The 15,339-nt window shown below is 68.4% G+C and carries 13 protein-coding genes; 12 read left to right on the plus strand and 1 reads right to left on the minus strand.

Features of this window, described 5'->3' with window-relative positions; translation table 11 throughout:
- The first annotated feature begins 36 nt into the window (after nucleotides 1–36).
- The 9 genes from IJ15_RS0105715 to secA all read left to right on the plus strand — a co-directional run bounded on the left by IJ15_RS0105715 (nucleotide 37) and on the right by secA (nucleotide 12,005).
- Nucleotides 37–645 carry a TetR family transcriptional regulator gene (locus IJ15_RS0105715; protein WP_031937382.1) on the plus strand — a complete coding sequence of 203 codons (609 nt, stop codon included), beginning with the start codon at nucleotides 37–39 and terminating at the stop codon, nucleotides 643–645.
- A 78-nt stretch (nucleotides 646–723) separates the two neighbouring features.
- The gene (ahcY, locus tag IJ15_RS0105720) at nucleotides 724–2,202 is read left to right on the plus strand and encodes an adenosylhomocysteinase (RefSeq protein WP_031937383.1); all 1,479 of its coding nucleotides are present in this window, start codon (nucleotides 724–726) and stop codon (nucleotides 2,200–2,202) included.
- Between the two features lie 82 nt (nucleotides 2,203–2,284).
- On the plus strand, nucleotides 2,285–2,947 hold the full coding sequence (locus IJ15_RS0105725) for a dTMP kinase (RefSeq protein WP_031937384.1): 663 nt from the start codon (nucleotides 2,285–2,287) through the stop codon (nucleotides 2,945–2,947).
- 94 nt (nucleotides 2,948–3,041) lie between these two features.
- Nucleotides 3,042–3,719, plus strand: coding sequence for an MtrAB system response regulator MtrA (mtrA, locus tag IJ15_RS0105730; protein WP_031937385.1), 678 nt, complete (start codon nucleotides 3,042–3,044; stop codon nucleotides 3,717–3,719).
- On the plus strand, nucleotides 3,716–5,518 hold the full coding sequence (gene mtrB, locus IJ15_RS0105735; RefSeq protein ID WP_031937386.1) for an MtrAB system histidine kinase MtrB: 1,803 nt from the start codon (nucleotides 3,716–3,718) through the stop codon (nucleotides 5,516–5,518). The genes mtrA and mtrB overlap by 4 nt, the downstream gene beginning before the upstream one ends.
- 11 nt (nucleotides 5,519–5,529) lie before the next feature.
- Nucleotides 5,530–7,305, plus strand: a complete 1,776-nt coding sequence (gene lpqB / locus IJ15_RS0105740; protein ID WP_031937387.1) for an MtrAB system accessory lipoprotein LpqB — start codon at nucleotides 5,530–5,532, stop codon at nucleotides 7,303–7,305.
- Nucleotides 7,306–7,369: 64 nt separating this feature from the next.
- On the plus strand, nucleotides 7,370–8,044 hold the full coding sequence (locus IJ15_RS0105745) for a ComF family protein (protein ID WP_031937388.1): 675 nt from the start codon (nucleotides 7,370–7,372) through the stop codon (nucleotides 8,042–8,044).
- Nucleotides 8,045–8,317: 273 nt separating this feature from the next.
- The gene (hpf, locus tag IJ15_RS0105750; RefSeq protein WP_031937389.1) at nucleotides 8,318–9,004 is read left to right on the plus strand and encodes a ribosome hibernation-promoting factor, HPF/YfiA family; all 687 of its coding nucleotides are present in this window, start codon (nucleotides 8,318–8,320) and stop codon (nucleotides 9,002–9,004) included.
- A gap of 190 nt (nucleotides 9,005–9,194) precedes the next feature.
- Nucleotides 9,195–12,005, plus strand: a complete 2,811-nt coding sequence (secA, locus tag IJ15_RS0105755; RefSeq protein ID WP_231569432.1) for a preprotein translocase subunit SecA — start codon at nucleotides 9,195–9,197, stop codon at nucleotides 12,003–12,005.
- An 8-nt stretch (nucleotides 12,006–12,013) separates the two neighbouring features.
- Here the strand turns inward: secA and IJ15_RS0105760 are convergent, their stop codons facing one another.
- Nucleotides 12,014–12,544, minus strand: coding sequence for an Rv3235 family protein (locus IJ15_RS0105760; protein WP_031937391.1), 531 nt, complete (start codon nucleotides 12,542–12,544; stop codon nucleotides 12,014–12,016).
- Between the two features lie 227 nt (nucleotides 12,545–12,771).
- On the opposite strand from IJ15_RS0105760, the gene IJ15_RS0105765 reads away from it, so the two are divergent.
- The 3 genes from IJ15_RS0105765 to IJ15_RS0105775 all read left to right on the plus strand — a co-directional run bounded on the left by IJ15_RS0105765 (nucleotide 12,772) and on the right by IJ15_RS0105775 (nucleotide 15,264).
- The gene (locus IJ15_RS0105765; RefSeq protein WP_031937392.1) at nucleotides 12,772–13,230 is read left to right on the plus strand and encodes an HAD-IA family hydrolase; all 459 of its coding nucleotides are present in this window, start codon (nucleotides 12,772–12,774) and stop codon (nucleotides 13,228–13,230) included.
- Between the two features lie 69 nt (nucleotides 13,231–13,299).
- Nucleotides 13,300–14,673, plus strand: coding sequence for a WS/DGAT/MGAT family O-acyltransferase (locus tag IJ15_RS0105770; RefSeq protein WP_231569434.1), 1,374 nt, complete (start codon nucleotides 13,300–13,302; stop codon nucleotides 14,671–14,673).
- A gap of 45 nt (nucleotides 14,674–14,718) precedes the next feature.
- The gene (locus IJ15_RS0105775; protein WP_031937394.1) at nucleotides 14,719–15,264 is read left to right on the plus strand and encodes a DUF6912 family protein; all 546 of its coding nucleotides are present in this window, start codon (nucleotides 14,719–14,721) and stop codon (nucleotides 15,262–15,264) included.
- Nucleotides 15,265–15,339 lie beyond the last annotated feature (75 nt).

A 15,339-nucleotide genomic window follows, 5' to 3' on the forward strand; every position in this document is an offset into this window, starting at 1 on the left:
TGCAGGCGGCCGCGCGGTGTCACTAGGGTCGGTGGCATGACCGAGCTGCAACCCCGCGTGCCCTACCAGGAGGCCTCGCGGCTGCTGCTGCGCGAATCGATCCTCGGCGCCGTCCGCGACCTGCTGCTCGAGCGGGACTGGTCGAAGGTGACGATGACCGACGTCGCCGCGGTCGCGGGGATCAGCAGGCAGACGTTGTACAACGAGTTCGGATCGCGGCAGGGCCTCGCGGAGGGATACGCACTGCAGCTGGTCGACCGCTTCGTCGACGCGGTGGCGGCCGCGGTGTACGCGCACGTCGGGGATGCCCGGGCGGCTCTCGTCGACGGGTTCACCGCGTTCTTCCACGCGAGCGCCGACGACCCGCTGGTGTGCTCCTTGCGGACTGGTGCGGCCAAGCCGGATCTGCTGCGGATCGTCACGACCGACAGCGCGCCGCTCATCGAGCGGGCGTCGGGGCGGCTGGCGGAGACGTTCCGGCGGAGCTGGATTCAGGCGTCGGAGGACGATTCGGCGATCCTCGCCCGGGGTGTGGTGCGGGTCGCGTTGAGCTACGTCTCGATGCCGCCGGCGTCCGACGGTGACGATGCACGCGACCTCGCCGCCCTGCTGGCGCCGTTCGTCGACGTCGTCGCACACGTCTGACGGGGTACGGCACGTCCCCGGGTGGATCGCCTACCCGATAACCTGGGTGTCATTCCAGACAGTGAACAGGAGAGACACATGACGTCCTCAGCTTCAGCGGCACCCGTGGCCGAGCACCGCAACGGTATCGATTTCAAGGTGGCGGATCTTTCGCTCGCCGAGTTCGGTCGCAAGGAGATCCGGCTGGCCGAGCACGAGATGCCCGGTCTGATGGAGCTGCGTCGGGAGTACGCAGACGTGTTGCCGCTCAAGGGTGCTCGCATCTCCGGTTCGCTGCACATGACCATCCAGACTGCGGTCCTGATCGAGACCCTGACGGCTCTCGGTGCCGAGGTGCGCTGGGCGTCGTGCAACATCTTCTCGACGCAGGACCACGCCGCCGCGGCCATCGTCGTCGGCCCGCACGGCACCGTCGAGGAGCCCAAGGGTGTCCCCGTCTTCGCGTGGAAGGGCGAGACCCTCGAGGAGTACTGGTGGGCGGCCGAGCAGATGCTCACCTGGCCCGGCAGCACCGCGAACATGATTCTCGACGACGGTGGCGACGCCACGATGCTGGTGCTGCGCGGCGCGCAGTACGAGAAGGCCGGCGTCGTCCCGCCCACCGACGACGAGCACGACTCGGACGAGTACAAGGTGTTCCTGGCGCTGCTGCGCAAGTCGCTCGAGGCCGACGGCGGCAAGTGGACCGCGATCGCCGAGTCGGTCAAGGGTGTCACCGAGGAGACCACCACCGGCGTCCTGCGCCTGTACCAGTTCGCCGCCGCCGGTGAGCTGGCGTTCCCGGCGATCAACGTCAACGACTCGGTCACCAAGAGCAAGTTCGACAACAAGTACGGCACCCGCCACTCGCTGCTCGACGGCATCAACCGCGGCACCGACGTCCTCATCGGCGGCAAGGCCGCGCTGGTGTGCGGTTACGGCGACGTCGGCAAGGGCTGCGCGGAGGCGCTGCGCGGTCAGGGCGCCCGTGTCACCGTCACCGAGATCGACCCGATCAACGCGCTGCAGGCGATGATGGACGGCTACGACGTCAAGACCGTCGAGGAGTTCATCGGCGAGGCCGACATCGTCATCACGGCCACCGGCAACAAGGACATCATCTCCTTCGAGCACATGAAGCAGATGAAGCACCAGGCGATCCTGGGCAACATCGGTCACTTCGACAACGAGATCGACATGGCGGGCCTCGAGCGCGCCGGTGATGTCACGCGGATCAACATCAAGCCGCAGGTCGACGAGTTCACCTTCGCCGACGGCCACTCGATCATCGTGCTGTCCGAGGGACGTCTGCTGAACCTCGGCAACGCCACCGGTCACCCGTCGTTCGTGATGTCGAACTCGTTCGCGAACCAGACGATCGCGCAGATCGAGCTGTGGACCAAGCCGGAGGAGTACGACAACGAGGTCTACCGTCTGCCCAAGCACCTCGACGAGAAGGTCGCGAAGATCCACGTCGAGGCGCTCGGTGGCTCGATCACCAAGCTGACGAAGGATCAAGCCGAGTACATCGGCGTCGACGTCGAGGGCCCGTACAAGCCGGAGCACTACCGCTACTAGGGGGCTTCGCGCCCGTGCGCACTTCTGGTGGTGGCTACTACCGAAGTGCGCACGGGCAGCGCCGCTGCCTAGTGTGGTGCCCGTGGGAATTCTGATCGCTCTGGAAGGGCTCGACGGCGCCGGGAAACGGACGCTGGTCGGCAAGGTCGTCACGCAGCTCGAGCAGGACGGTCTGACGGTCGCCACGCTCGACTTCCCCCGCTACGGCGCGTCGATCCACGCCGATCTCGCGTCGGAGGCGCTCAAGGGGGCGCACGGCGATCTCAGCGAGTCGGTCCACGCGATGGCGGTGATGTTCGCGCTCGACCGGGCCGGGGCCGCACCTCGGCTCCGGGAGCTGGTCGCGAGCCACGACGTGGTGATCCTGGACCGCTACGTCGCCTCCAACGCCGCGTACGGCGCGGCCCGGTTGCATCAGCACGGTGACGGCGAGTTCGTCACGTGGATCGAGGAACTCGAGTTCGACCGGCTCGGTCTGCCGCGGCCCGACCTGCAGATGTATCTCGACGTGCCCGTCGCGCTCGCGGAGGAGCGCGCGCGTGCGCGCGGGGCCGCGGACGCCTCACGCGCACTCGACGCCTACGAGAAGGACAGCGCCCTGCAGGCCCGCACCGGGCAGGTGTACCGGGAACTGGCCGCGGCGGACTGGAACTCGCTGTGGTGGTCGGTCGCGCCCGATGTCGATCCGGGCGCGCTCGCCGATAAACTGGCACTCTTGCATGAGCGGCGCGACACGGCCCGGTAGTCCCGGGTGTCGGGACGGGCTCATTGAGCGGCACGCCGCGGCAGTGAACGCGCCTTTCCGCATTTAGCAGCCTCAGAGATGTAACGATAGGGATATGAAGCCAAGGATTCTGGTTGTCGACGATGACACGGCACTCGCCGAGATGCTCACCATCGTGCTCCGCGGTGAGGGATTCGAACCCTTCGTGGTCGGTGACGGAAGCCAGGCGCTGTCGGCCGTTCGTGAGACCCGACCGGATCTGGTGCTCCTCGACCTCATGCTGCCGGGCATGAACGGTATCGACGTGTGCCGGGTGCTGCGGGCCGAATCGGGTGTCCCGATCGTCATGCTCACCGCCAAGACGGACACGGTCGACGTGGTCCTGGGCCTCGAGTCCGGCGCGGACGACTACATCATGAAGCCGTTCAAGCCGAAGGAACTGGTTGCCCGGGTGCGCGCTCGGTTGCGTCGCACCGAGGAGGAACCGGCGGAGGTCCTGAGCATCGGCGACATCATGATCGACGTGCCGGCGCACAAGGTGACGCGCGACAACGCGCTCATCTCGCTCACGCCGCTCGAATTCGACCTGCTCGTCGCCCTGGCGCGCAAGCCGCGGCAGGTGTTCACCCGCGAGGTCCTGCTCGAGCAGGTCTGGGGATACCGCCACGCGGCCGACACCCGACTGGTGAACGTGCACGTCCAGCGACTGCGCGCCAAGGTCGAGAAGGATCCCGAGAATCCCGAGGTGGTGCTTACTGTCAGGGGGGGCGGCTACAAGGCCGGACCGCCGTGATCGGTGCCCGCCGGAACCGGCGGCGAGCCAATCGGGCTTTCTCGCCGCTGATCCGCTGGTGTCGGGCGTGCGGCAACTGGCTTGCCCACTCCTGGCGCCGGTCCCTGCAGCTTCGCGTCGTCGTGTCGACGCTGTCGCTGTCGCTGATCGTGATCACGATTCTCGGCGTGGTGCTGACCAGTCAGATCACCGATCGCCTCCTGGAAGCGAAGATCACTGCCGCGACCGAGGAACTCGATCGTGCGCGGAGCACCGTCGAGGCGCAGCTCGCCGGCGCCGACGACAGCGGATCCCTCCAGGTGCGGCTCGACGCCGCCCGCCTCGCGCTGACGAACCGCCAGCCCGACGGTGGCCAGACCTCCGGATCCGCAGGTACCTTCGATCCGGTGCTCATCGTCCCCGGAGACGGCCCGCGGGCGCCGACGACGAGTGGGCCCGCCAACCAGATCCCGACGAGCCTGCGCGACTTCGTTCGGGCGAACCAGATCAGCTACCAGTTCGCGACGGTGTCCGACCCCAACGGGTATTCGGGTCCGGCGCTGATCATCGGCAGCCCCACCGCGTCGGACATCTCGACGCTCGAGCTGTACCTGGTGTTCCCGCTCGCGAGCGAGGACCGCAGCCTGTCACTGGTGCGCGGCACGATGCTGATCGGTGGCGCGGTGCTGGCGGTGCTGCTCGCCGCGATCTCGATGCTGGTTGCGCGTCAGGTCGTCATGCCGATCCGGTCGGCGTCCCGGATCGCGGTGCGGTTCGCGGACGGCCGGCTCAAGGAACGCATGCCCGTCCGCGGCGAGGACGACATGGCCCGGCTGGCGATGTCGTTCAACGAGATGGCCGAGAGCCTGTCGAAGCAGATCACCCAGCTCGAGGAGTTCGGCAATCTGCAGAAGCGCTTCACCTCGGACGTGAGCCACGAGCTGCGGACCCCGCTCACCACGGTCCGGATGGCCGCGGACCTCATCCACGACAGCAGCGACGAACTCGACCCCATCCTGAAGCGGTCGTCCGAGCTCCTCGTGGCCGAGCTGGACCGGTTCGAGAGTCTGCTCGGGGACCTGCTCGAGATCTCCCGGCACGACGCCGGTGTCGCGGAACTGGCGGCCGAGCAGCTGGATCTGCGGATGTGTGCGCGTGCCGCGATCTCCACGGTCCGCCACCTCGCGAAGGAGACGTCGACCGAACTGATCGTGGATCTGCCGGAGGAGGCGGTGATCGCGGAGGTCGATCCGCGCCGCGTGGAGCGCATCCTGCGGAACCTGCTCGCGAACGCGATCGACCACGGCGAGGGCAAGCCCGTCCTGCTGCGGTTGCGGGCGGACGACGACGCGGCCGCCTTCATCGTGCGTGACCAGGGCGTGGGACTGCGCCCTGGGGAGGAGAAGCTGGTGTTCAACCGGTTCTGGCGGTCGGATCCGTCCCGCGTCCGGCGGTCCGGCGGAACCGGGCTCGGTTTGGCGATCAGCGTGGAGGACGCGAATCTGCACAACGGCACGCTCGAAGCCTGGGGCGAACTCGGCGAGGGAGCGTGTTTCCGGCTGACGCTGCCGCGGGTGCGTGGGCGCAAGGTCACGCGGAGTCCGCTCCCGCTGAAGCCGGCGACCCGGAAGCTCGTCCAGGGCCAGCCGCCGCCCGAGCCGACGGCACCCCGCGAGGCACCCACCGAGGCACCCACCGAGGCGCCCCCCGCGGCACCTGACGCGGCGGCCACGCCGGATGGGCCGGTCACGGCCGATCCGGTGCAGCCGGATCCCGACGAGTCCCCGACGGTGCCCCGGGTCCGGGAGCGTGAGTCGTGACCGGTGTACGGATGCGGCGCTCCCGGACAGCCCTGGCGGCTGCGGCGCTGGTTGCGCTGTTGCTCGGCACGGCGGGCTGTGCGAACCTGCCGGACTCGTCGACGCCGCAGGCGATCGGGACGATCGAGCGGGCTCCGGTCAGCACCAGCGTGGAGGCGCCGGCCCCCGGGCGTGAGCCGGATCTGCTGCTGCGCGACTTCGTCAAGGCCAGCACCGACCCGGCCAATCGGCATCTTGCTGCCCGGCAGTACCTGACCAAGGACATGTCGGCGCGCTGGGACGATGCCGCGAGCGCGACGATCGTCGACAAGATCGATCTCATCCTCGAGTCCCGCACCGCCGACCGCGCGGTCTACACGATCCGCGCCAACCGGGTCGGTCAGCTCGAGCCCGGGGGGCTGTACCAGGCGCAGGAGGGCACGTTCGAGGCCAAGTTCAGCTGGGCCAAGGTGGACGGTGAGTGGCGGATCGACGAACTGCCCAACGGTGTGATCATGGATCGTCCGCAGTTCCTCAACTCGTATCAGCGCAAGTCGCTGTACTTCCTCGACCCGACGGCGCAGACGGTCGTTCCAGACCCGCGGTGGATCGCGGCGAGCCCGGACCAGATGGTGACGCAACTGATCGGTCTTCTCATCGACGGACCCAAACCGTCGCTCGCCGGTGCGGTGCGCAACGAACTGGGCTCGGGGGTCTCGGTGCTCGGCACCATCACCAAGGCCGACGGCCGACCGTCCCAGGTCGGAGTGGGGCTGGGCGGTGTCCGCGTCGACTTCCAGGGCCTCGGGCGGATGAACACGCAGTCACGCGAGCTCCTTGCCGCACAGGTGATCTGGACGTTGGCGGGCGCCGACATCTCCGGCCCGTACGTCCTGTTGGCCGACGGTCAGCCGCTCGACGAGCGGTACACCGAGGGGTGGACGACGGCGGATGTGGCGTCGCTGAACCCGCTCGCGACGTCCAGCGCCAGCGTCGGCCTCCACGCGTTGCGCGGCGGTGGGCTGGTCTCCGTGAACGACGGGGTGGCGGCGCCGGTCCCCGGATACTTCGGTGCGTCGGACAACCTCCGGTCGATCGCGTTGTCGCGGGACGGGACGCTGGTGGCGGCGGTGGCCGAGACACGGCGACCCGCGCCGGAGCCGCAGACCGCACTGGTCGTGGGCACCTACGACGGGAACGTGGCGACCGCGCTCGAGGCGCAGTCGATCACCCGGCCGACATGGGCGTTCGACGGCTCCACCGTGTGGGCCGCGATCAACGGCTCGACGGTGGTGCGGGTGGTGCGCGAAACCGGCACCGGGAAGCTCACGACGACGAACGTCGAGATCGGTGCGATCAGCGCGCTCGGCGGGCCGATCACCGAGCTGCGGCTGTCCCGGGACGGGGTCCGGGCGGCGCTCATCGTCGACGGCAAGGTCTACGTGGCGACGGTGGTGCGGCAGCCGGACGGCGAGTTCTCGCTCACCAATCCGCGCGCCGTGGCGAACGGTCTCGGCGGTCCCGCGGTGTCACTCGACTGGAGTACCGCGGACACGGTGGTCGTGGTCCGTTCGGGCTCGGACATTCCGGTCGTGCAGTTGGCGGTCGACGGTTCGCGGATGGACTCGTTGCCGAGCCGCAATCTCACCACCCCGGTGCTGGCGGTGGATGCGACGTCGACCACCGAGTACGTCGCGGACTCGCGAGCGGTGTTCCAGCTCAACAACAACGATCCGGCTGGTGACCGGTACTGGCGTGAGGTTCCCGGCCTGACCGGGATGAACGCGATCCCGGTGCTGCCGGGCTGACCTTCGCCGCGGACGGCGGTCGCGCCCCGCGGTTCCTGTCGGGGGAGCGGGGCACACTCCCGGCATGCGCGCACTCCTCGACCTGATCCTCCCCGCCGAGTGCGGGGGCTGCGGCGAACCCGGTGTGGGCTGGTGCGAGCGGTGCCGGCGCGCTCTGTCGGACGACCCGGTTGCGGTGCACCCGCGCGTGGACCCCGGCGTGCCGGTGTGGACGCTGGGGCCGTACGGGGGTCCTCGCCGTCGTGCGGTGATCGCGGCGAAGGAACGGGGCCGCCGCGACCTGGCGGCGCCGTTGGGTGCCGCGCTCGCGGACGCGGTCGACACGCTGCGGCGGTGGGGTGAGTTGGATCCGCCGCAGTTGGCGCCGCTGGTGCTCGTTCCGGCCCCGACGCGGGCCCGCACGGCGCGCGCACGGGGCGGGGATCCGATGCTCCGGTCCGCGCAGGCCGCTGCGCGTCTGTTGGAGTCCGGGTGCCGGGTGTGTCCGGCACTGTCGATGCGGCGGGGGGTGCGTGACTCCGTCGGGCTGTCGGCCGGGCAGCGGCAGGACAATCTGGCGGGCCGGGTCCGGCTGTCGGCGGCCCGGCGCGACGAGATCGTCCGACTCGGTCGCACGGGCGCCGAAGTCGTTCTCGTGGACGACGTCGTCACCACCGGGGCGACCTCGGCGGAGGCGGTTCGGGTGCTCGGGTCCGAAGGTGTGCAGGTCGGAGCGGTGCTGGTGGTCGCGGCGGCATGATCAGACAATTCCGGCGCCGCCCGGGGGGCTCCCCGAGCCGGGTGCGGGCCCCGCCGAAACCGTGCGATCGGAGCGGATGTCGTCGACGACACACCGGTGAAATATGGCTGAACAGTGGCACACCGCGCGGTTACGTACTAGCGTCGCGTTCACACCCGAAGACACAGGTGGGAGGTGATATTTCACGTTCTGAGCCGGGTGGTTCCCCGCCCGGTCGAGATCGAACTCGCCGGTCTCCATCAATGTGAGCCGGCCGTTTATCGGGAGGTACGAGTGACGACCCCTACGCAAGCCTCGGTTTTCGTCGACGAAGACACCGAAGACACCGCCATCGCGGAGGCGCCAAGCACTACGGGCGTGAACAACGCCGAAATCGTCGTCAAAGGACGCAACGTGGAAGTTCCGGAACATTTCCGGGTCTACGTTTCCGAGAAGCTCGCACGACTCGAGCGCTTCGATCCCACCATCTTCCACTTCGATGTGGAACTCCAGCACGAACGCAATCGCAGACAGGCGAAGAGTTGCCAGCGAGTCGAGATCACGGCCCGCGGCAAGGGGCCTGTCGCCCGCGCCGAAGCGAGCGCGGACAGTTTCTACGCGGCATTCGAATCCGTGACTGCCAAGCTGGAAAGCCGATTGCGTCGGACCAAGGATCGCCGCAAGGTCCACTACGGTGAGAAGACCCCGGTCTCCGTCGCGCAGGCCACGGCCGCGCTGGCACAGGACGACTCGCTGGCGATCGATCGCGATCTGTCACTGGACGGCGAGGCTCCACCCGGCCCCGGCCAGATCGTGCGCACGAAGGTCCACTCCGCCGAGCCGATGACCGTCGACGACGCGCTGTACGAGATGGAACTGGTCGGGCACGACTTCTATCTGTTCCACGACAAGGAGACCGATCGGCCCTCCGTCGTGTATCGCCGCCACGCGTTCGACTACGGATTGATACGTCTGGCGTGACGTGAGCAGAAGGTCGGTCTACTCGCCCGACCTTGATTGCGCATACCATGGGATCCGGCTGGGGTCACCCGACCTCAGCCGGATTCCGTTTGTCATTACGTTTGTCATTAGTTGACACCGAGGATTGAGGACAAAGAGGACCGTGCCGTCACTGTCGCTATCGAAGCTGCTCCGTGTAGGTGAAGGTCGCATGGTCAAGCGGCTCAAGCACATCGCTGACCATGTCTCCTCCCTCTCTCCCGAGGTGGAGACGCTGTCGGACGAACAACTCCGGGCCAAGACCGACGAGTTCCGCAAGCGTTACGCCGATGGCGAGACGCTCGACGAGATGCTGCCCGAGGCGTTCTCCGTGGCACGGGAGGCCGCGAGCCGTGTGCTCGGCCAGCGCCACTTCGACGTCCAGGTCATGGGCGGTGCGGCGCTGCACTTCGGCAATGTCGCGGAGATGAAGACCGGTGAGGGCAAGACCCTGACCTGTGTGCTGCCGGCGTACCTCAACGCGATCTCCGGGGACGGTGTCCACGTCGTCACCGTCAACGACTACCTCGCCAAGCGAGACTCGGAGTGGATGGGCCGTGTCCACCGCTTCCTGGGGCTCGAGGTCGACGTCATCCTGTCCGGCATGACGCCCGCGCAGCGTCGCAAGGCCTACGCCGCCGACATCACGTACGGGACCAACAACGAGTTCGGTTTCGACTACCTGCGTGACAACATGACGCACACTCTCGACGACCTGGTGCAGCGGGGCCACAACTTCGCCGTGGTCGACGAGGTCGACTCGATCCTCATCGACGAGGCCCGCACCCCGCTGATCATCTCGGGCCCGGCCGATGCGTCCAGCAAGTGGTACAGCGAGTTCGCGCGGATCGCGCCGCTGCTGAAGAAGGACGTCCACTACGAGGTGGACATCCGTAAGCGCACCATCGGTGTCCACGAGGCCGGTGTCGAGTTCGTCGAGGACCAGTTGGGCATCGACAACCTCTACGAGGCCGCGAACTCGCCGCTCGTGAGCTACCTCAACAACTCCATCAAGGCCAAGGAGTTGTACCAGCGGGACAAGGACTACATCGTCCGTGACGGTGAGGTCATCATCGTCGACGAGTTCACCGGCCGTGTGCTGGTGGGGCGCCGCTACAACGAGGGCATGCACCAGGCGATCGAGGCCAAGGAACGCGTCGAGATCAAGGCCGAGAACCAGACTCTCGCCACGATCACGCTGCAGAACTACTTCCGCCTGTACGACCGGCTGTCGGGCATGACGGGTACGGCCGAGACCGAGGCCGCCGAGCTGCACCAGACGTACGGCCTGGGCGTGATCCCGATCCCGACCAACCGTCCGCTGCTCCGGGTGGACAACGGCGACCTGATCTACAAGACCGAGGAAGCCAAGTTCGACGCCGTCGTCGACGACGTCGTCGAGCGGCATCAGAACGGCCAGCCGGTGCTGATCGGTACCACCAGCGTCGAGCGCTCGGAGTACCTGTCGAAGCAGTTCACCAAGCGCGGCGTGGCCCACAACGTGCTCAACGCCAAGTTCCACGAGCAGGAGGCGACGATCATCGCCGAGGCGGGGCGCTCGGGCGCGGTGACCGTCGCGACCAACATGGCCGGCCGTGGCACCGACGTCGTGCTCGGCGGCAACCCCGACATCATCGCCGACCTCGTGCTGCGCAAGCAGGGCCTCGACCCGGTGCACAGCCCCGAAGAGTACGAGGCCGCGTGGGACGGTGTCCTCACCAAGGTCAAGGCCGAGGTCAAGGAGGACGCGGAGAAGGTGCGGGCCGCCGGCGGCCTGTACGTGCTCGGGACCGAGCGGCACGAGTCCCGTCGTATCGACAACCAGCTGCGTGGTCGTTCCGGTCGTCAGGGCGATCCCGGTGAGTCGCGCTTCTACCTGTCGCTCGGTGACGAGCTGATGCGGCGCTTCAACGGTGCGGCTCTCGAGTCGATCATGACGCGACTGAATCTGCCCGACGACGTCCCGATCGAGGCCAAGATGGTCTCGAAGGCGATCAAGAGCGCGCAGACGCAGGTCGAGCAGCAGAACTACGAGATCCGCAAGAACGTCCTCAAGTACGACGAGGTGATGAACAAGCAGCGCACCGTCATCTACGAGGAGCGTCGCCGCATCCTCGAGGGCGAGGACCTCGAAGGCCAGGTCGAGTCGATGATCACGGACGTGGTCACCGCGTACGTCAACGGCGCCACCGCCGAGGGCTATGTCGAGGACTGGGATCTGGACCAGCTGTGGACGGCCCTGAAGACGTTGTACCCGGTGGGTATCGACCACGACGAGCTCGTGGGCGCGGCCGATGCCGGCGAGTCGGACCTGGGGCGTGAGGAACTGCTCGAGGCGCTGCTGGCGGACGCCCGGGACGCGTACGCCAAGCGTGAGCAGCAGATCGACGAGATCGCCGGCGCCGGCGGGATGCGTGAGCTCGAACGCCGCGTGCTGCTGTCGGTGCTGGACCGCAAGTGGCGTGAGCACCTCTACGAGATGGACTACCTCAAGGAGGGCATCGGTCTGCGCGCGATGGCGCAGCGCGATCCGCTGGTGGAGTACCAGCGCGAGGGCTACGACATGTTCATCGCGATGCTCGAGGGCCTCAAGGAGGAGTCGGTCGGGTTCCTGTTCAACCTCCAGGTGGAGGCCGGAACCCCGCAGGGCGGCGGCTCTGCGGTGAGCGTCACCGCCGCCTCGGCGGCGGCCGCGGCCGGTGGCGGACCTTCGCTGACCAAGTCGGCACAGCCGCTGCCGTCCGAGCAGGCGGCCCAGGACGCGGCCCGCTCGGCGGCTCCCTCGGCGCTCAAGGCGAAGGGCCTGGACGAGATGCAGCCGCGTGGGCTCACCTTCTCCGGCCCGGCCGAGGACGGCAACGCCCAGGTCAGCAGGTCCGTCGACGAGCAGGACGGGGGCGCGGGCACGCGCCGCGAGCGGCGTGACGCCGCCCGCCAGGATGCGAAGGCGAAGAAGGCTCCGCGCTCCAAGCGCAAGCGCTGACGCTGACCTCAGGCGATCCGCAGTGAAGTGATCGCCCAGCCGGCCGGGTGTCTGCCGTTGCCGCGTTCGATACGCGCGGCGACGGCGAACACCCGGCTGCCGCGGTTGTAGGTGCCGAACACCTCGAAGACCTCGAACACGTCGGACGCGTTCACATGAACCGGTTGCACCCGCACACGAGCGAGTGCGGCCGTCCCCAGCCTGCTGCCGGCCGGGGTGGAGCGCGTGAGTGCGTTCACGAGGTCCAGCACGGTGGGGGTGACGATCGGACGGAGCTGGGCCGGGGTGCGGCGGCGGTCGAGGACTTCGAGCGTCAGGCGTAGCGCACTCTCGGCGAACCGCCGCGCGTCGGGTGATGCACCCGAATCGGGTGGGGTTGCCGGTGTCCGGCGCGACGAGCGGCCGTCGTGCGGTGAGCGTGTCGGCGCGCGGAGCGCCGACGGACGCGGCGCGGGCGGGCACGCCGAATACCCCGGGGCCTCGGATGCGGGCGGCTCGCATTGCGGTGCGCGGGACAGGAACCGGTGCGGTGTGGTCATGATCTGGCCTCTCCGGTATCGCGCGCTCGCCGGGACGCGGCGGGTGCCGATACACACGTGTCGACGGGTGGTGCAGGTCGACTCCGCGGAGAGGTACGGAATCTGGCGGACAGCATGGCACGTGCGGATCCGAAAAGCGAGGGGTACGCCGGATCGGATTCGGCCGGCTTCGTGTCGTCCGTGTCGTCCGTGTCGCCGGAGTGCGCGGCGAGTTCTAGGCTGAGCGTGTGCGCGGACTGGTGTTGGACTTCGGCGGGGTGCTGGGGGGGCCCGGCGCGGACGCCGAACTGATGGCCGGCGTCGTCGTGGACGCGCGCCGGCGGGGCATTCGCACCGCGATCCTCAGCAACGACCCCGGTGGCCCGGGAGCCCGGCGCCTGCGTGATCTGGCGGGGTCCTTCGTGGACGAGGTGGTGCTGTCGGGGGACGTGGGCATCGCGAAACCGGATCGGCGGATCTACGAGTTGACCGCGGCCCGGCTCGGGCTCGCACCGTTCGAATGCGTTTTCGTCGACGATCTCGCGGGGAACGTGCGTGCGGCCGCCGCAGCGGGCATGGTGGGGGTGCACCACGTCGACGCGGTGGCGGCGGTGGAAGAGATTGCGATACTTCTCGATTCGGGAATCTGCCGCGATTCGGGCGGCGGGGATCCTGCGGTCGAGGGATCCGAAGGCAGGGGGCGATAGGTGGCCGGAGCGACCAGGCTGACGACGCAGGACGCGTCGTTCTACTTTCTCGATGCGAGCAACACACCCATGCACCTGGGTTCGCTCGCGATCCTGCAGTTGCCCGAAACGGGGCTGGACTTCGAGGCCGTGTTGCGGCTGATCGAGAGCCGGCTGCATCTGGTTCCGCGCTACCGCCGGAAGGTGCGCGAGATCGCGTTCGGGTTCGCGCGCCCGGTCTGGGTCGACGACCCCGACTTCGACATCACCTACCACGTCCGACGGTCGGCGGTGCCGTCGCCGGGCACCGACGCGCAGTTGCACGATCTGGTGGCGCGGTTGACGTCCCGACCGCTCGACACGACCCGGCCGTTGTGGGAGATGTACGTGGTCGAGGGGTTGGCGGACAACCGGTGCGCGGTGTTCACCACGTCGCACTCGGCGCTGGTGGACGGGGAGCAGGCGCTCGAGATCAGTCAGGTACTGCTCGACGAGGACCCCGCGCCGGTGCCGGCGGTCGACGACCTGTGGATGCCCGAACCGGCGCCGAGTGAGGCGGCTCTGGTGGCGGGCGCCCTCGCGAAACTGGTGTCGCAGCCGAGGGAGGGTGTCCAGACGTTGCGGATGACCCTGGGGGACATGTCGTCCGTCGTCGACGAGGCGGCCGACACGGTCGGGAAGATCGCTGCACTGGTCCGGACCGCGGCCCAACCGGCCCCGTCGAGCCCGCTCAATGCGCCCATCTCCCGCAACCGGCGGTTCGCGGTGGCGCGGACCGACCTCGAGCGGTACCGCGAACTCCGTGCCCGTCACGGCTGCACCATCAACGACGTCGTCCTCACGGTGGTTGCAGGCGCGATGCGGACCTGGCTGCTGTCCCGCGGGGAACCGGTGTCGGAGGCGACCACCGTTCGGGCGCTGGTGCCGGTGTCGATCTGTGACGCCGGGCCGGGGACGAACGGGACGAGCGTCGTCGACCTGTGCGGCGACGACGAGGTCGGTCTCCCGCAGGCCCGTGCGTCGTCGTTTCTGGTGGATCTTCCTGTGGGCGAGCCTAATCCGGTGGTGCGGCTCTCGCATGTGGCGCATGCGACGGAGGCGTTCGCGCGGCAGAGTCGGCAGGTGACGGCGCGGACGATGATCCGGCTGTCGGGATTCGCGCCGGCGGCGTTGCACGCTCGCGGAGCGCGGGTCGCGAGCGGTCTGTCGCAGCGCATGTTCAACGTGATGGTGACCAATGCGCCCGGGCCGCAGATCCCGCTGTACCTGGCCGGCATGCGGATGGTCGAGATGTACCCGGTGTCGCCGCTGCTGGAGAATCAGGCGCTGAGCATCGCGCTGACGTCGTACGACGGATACGTCCACTACGGTTTGAATGCGGATCGCGACGCCATGACCGATGTGGACGTGGTCGCCGCGTCGTTGCACGAGTCTCTCGAGGAGTTGGTGGAAGCCAGTGGCTGAGTCGGAATCGCGGTCGGTACGGACACAAGCGGCCGGAGGTCGGGCATGAGGGTCTACATTCCCGCCACCATCCCGATGCTGCGGCAGTTGGTCGCCGAGCGGGAGTTGTCCCCGGTGAGCCGGACCGCGTTCGCGGTGACCCCGGCGCTGCGGGAGGCGTACCACTCGGGTGACGACGAGGAGCTTGCCGAGGTGGCGATGGCGGAGGCCGCACGGGCCTCGCTGCGGTTGATCGCGGCCGCCGCGTCCGACGCGGGTGACGGCGATGACGAGGGCGACGGCGGTGACGCTCGGGAGAGCGCGCCCCTGCCCCGGCGGGCCGTGATTGCCGCCGATGTCGAGGACGTCAAGCTGCGGCCCGATCTGGACGACGCCGTCGTGCGTCTGGCGGATGTGCTCGTGTTGTCCCAGGTGGCGTCGGTGCATGTCGATCTGGAGGAGGCGGAGTCCGACATCGCGAAGGCCGCGCAGGTCGTAGATGCCGCCGATCTCGGGGATCCGGATGCGGAGTTCGTGCTCGGTGACGCCGAGGATCACGAACTCGCGTGGTACGCGACGCAGGAGCTTCCCTTCCTGCTCGAGCTACTCTGACCCGCGGCGAATCCGCCCGACGAGTCGTTAGCCCGTCTTACTACTCGGCCGTAACTTACGCCACCGTAGCCTCAT

Origin of the sequence: Prescottella defluvii, from assembly GCF_000738775.1 — a bacterium.
Lineage (GTDB): Bacteria > Actinomycetota > Actinomycetes > Mycobacteriales > Mycobacteriaceae > Prescottella > Prescottella defluvii.

Excerpts from the sequence above, each read along its gene's own strand:
- IJ15_RS0105745 (WP_031937388.1), top strand. The coding sequence starts at position 7,370 with ATGCGCGCACTCCTCGACCTGATCCTCCCCGCCGAGTGCGGGGGCTGC.
- IJ15_RS0105770 (WP_231569434.1), top strand. The coding sequence starts at position 13,300 with ATGCACCTGGGTTCGCTCGCGATCCTGCAGTTGCCCGAAACGGGGCTG.
- lpqB (WP_031937387.1), top strand. The coding sequence starts at position 5,530 with ATGCGGCGCTCCCGGACAGCCCTGGCGGCTGCGGCGCTGGTTGCGCTG.
- ahcY (WP_031937383.1), top strand. The coding sequence starts at position 724 with ATGACGTCCTCAGCTTCAGCGGCACCCGTGGCCGAGCACCGCAACGGT.
- IJ15_RS0105715 (WP_031937382.1), top strand. The coding sequence starts at position 37 with ATGACCGAGCTGCAACCCCGCGTGCCCTACCAGGAGGCCTCGCGGCTG.
- secA (WP_231569432.1), top strand. The coding sequence starts at position 9,195 with ATGGTCAAGCGGCTCAAGCACATCGCTGACCATGTCTCCTCCCTCTCT.
- IJ15_RS0105775 (WP_031937394.1), top strand. The coding sequence starts at position 14,719 with ATGAGGGTCTACATTCCCGCCACCATCCCGATGCTGCGGCAGTTGGTC.
- IJ15_RS0105760 (WP_031937391.1), bottom strand. The coding sequence starts at position 12,544 with ATGACCACACCGCACCGGTTCCTGTCCCGCGCACCGCAATGCGAGCCG.
- mtrA (WP_031937385.1), top strand. The coding sequence starts at position 3,042 with ATGAAGCCAAGGATTCTGGTTGTCGACGATGACACGGCACTCGCCGAG.